General features: G+C 60.2%; 2 protein-coding genes. Both read right to left on the reverse strand.

Annotated features, from left to right (window positions below):
- Nucleotides 1-169 precede the first annotated feature (169 nt).
- The gene (gene ilvN, locus AC1DUU_RS31825; protein WP_476787283.1) at nt 170-742 is read right to left on the reverse strand and encodes an acetolactate synthase small subunit; all 573 of its coding nucleotides are present in this window, start codon (nt 740-742) and stop codon (nt 170-172) included.
- 76 nt (nt 743-818) lie between these two features.
- A partial coding sequence (locus AC1DUU_RS31830) for a thiamine pyrophosphate-dependent enzyme (protein ID WP_476787284.1) occupies nt 819-1,470 on the reverse strand: 652 nt, incomplete at its 5' end.

Genomic DNA, 1,470 nt, shown 5'->3' on the forward strand with positions numbered 1-1,470 from the left:
CTGAAAGCCTATCACTCGCTGATGAAGATGAGCTGGCATGGCCGCCCGAAAATCCACACGACCATAGAACAGCCGCGCGTTTCGTTGCTCAACACCTTCTACATCAACGAAAACGTCGGCTTCTGAACAAACACCGCTCGCGCCTTTCGGCCGCGGGCGGCATTGTTTGTCACATGCCCTGCGGGCCGCGGTTCATCGCAGCAACGCCGGTGCGGCAGATTTCGACCAGGCCAAGCGGCTTCATGATGGCGATGAACTGCTCGATCTTCGACACCTTGCCGGTCAGCTCGAAGATGAAATGTTCGGTGTTTGYGTCGATCACCTTGGCGCGGAAGGCTTCGGCCAAGCGCAACGCCTCGACGCGAGCCTCGCCTGTGCCGGCAACCTTGACCAGCGCCAGTTCGCGCGCCAGCGCGCCACCGGTGCCAAGCTCCTGCGCCATGACAGTCAGGTCGACGACACGATGCACCGGCACGATGCGCTCGAGCTGGTGCTTGATCTGCTCGAGCACATGCGGTGTGCCGCGCGTCACGATGGTGATGCGCGACAAATGCTTCTCGTGCTCGGTTTCGGAGACGGTCAGGCTTTCGATGTTGTAGCCGCGGCCCGAAAACAGGCCGATGACGCGGGCGAGCACGCCCGGTTCGTTGTCGACCAGCACCGATAGCGTGTGGTTTTCCGGATTCTCGGTTTCCTTGGCGATGAAATAGGCCGAACCGGTGGGTTGTAGCTGTGCGTTCATAAGATGAATCTCGATCTTAGGCGGTTGCGCTAACTCGTTGATTGTGCGGCCTTCCATGAAGGCCGCACGCGATCCGTCACACCAATTCGCGGCCCTTGGCGTCGATGGCGTTGGCAACCGCCTCGTCGGTCGCCTCGTCTGGCAGCAGCATCTCGTTATGCGCCTTGCCCGAAGGGATCATCGGGAAGCAATTGGCGAGCGTTGCCACGCGGCAATCGAAGATCACCGGCTTCTTCACCGAAATCATTTCCTTGATCGCGTCATCGAGTTCGTCGGGCTTGTCGCAGCGAATGCCGTGACCGCCATAGGCTTCGGCGAGCTTGACGAAATCAGGCATCGCCTCGGTGTAGGAGTGCGACAGCCGGTTGCCATGCAGCAGCTGCTGCCACTGGCGCACCATGCCCATGTATTGGTTGTTCAGGATGAAGATCTTGATCGGCGCGCCATACTGGATCGCCGTGCTCATCTCCTGGATGCACATCTGCACCGAGGCGTCGCCGGCAATGTCGATAACCAGCGATTCCGGGTGCGCGATCTGCACGCCCAGTGCCGCCGGCAGGCCATAGCCCATCGTGCCGAGGCCACCCGAGGTCATCCAACGGTTGGGCTTTTCGAAGCCATAGTGCTGTGCCGCCCACATCTGGTGCTGGCCGACCTCTGTCGTGATGTAAGTGTCGAGATGCTTGGTCAGTTCATAGAGCCGCTGGATGGCGTATTGCGGCATGATC

It is taken from the genome of Aminobacter sp. P4_H6_2, assembly GCF_056400805.1.